This is a genomic window from Oceanospirillum linum (genome assembly GCF_001995095.2).
Taxonomy (GTDB): Bacteria; Pseudomonadota; Gammaproteobacteria; order Pseudomonadales; family Halomonadaceae; genus Oceanospirillum; species Oceanospirillum linum.
Map to the genome: position 1 here is coordinate 1 of NZ_MTSD02000069.1, position 467 is coordinate 467.

The 467-nt window shown below is 45.8% G+C and carries 1 protein-coding gene; it reads left to right on the plus strand.

Annotation, left to right across the window (positions count from 1 at the left end):
- On the plus strand, positions 1-467 hold a 467-nt coding region (locus BTA35_RS18015; protein WP_161489886.1), incomplete at both ends, for an outer membrane protein.

Here is a 467-nt window from a genome sequence, read left to right on the forward strand (position 1 = left end):
GTTTGGGTCTTGAGTTAGGTTATTTTTTCAGCCCGAACTGGGGGGCGCGTTTGGAGTGGTCAGGTTTGGAGTTTGATCGCTCTGGCGGTTTAGGTTCTGTTGATGAGTTTCGTTTTGGTGCTGATGTGCTATATCGCCTGACTGATACTTCAAATTTTTATGCTTTAGCTGGAATTAAAGGGCTTAGCCCAGGCGTAAGTCATACCGCTTTTGATTTAGGCCTAGGTGGCAGCTTACCTATAAACAATCATTGGGCGGTATTCTCAGAGGGTGCGGCTTATTTAGGTACAGGCAGCCGATTTACTGATTTCAGTATTAAGCTTGGCTTACGTTATCAGTTTTTTGAGAGTGAGATCTCTTTTATTAACCCTCATGTACCCGTGCGTACAGAGCTGTTGCACAAGCCGGAGACGGATTTAGATCAGGATGGTGTTATCGACCGCTTAGACCAGTGCCCTGATACTCCT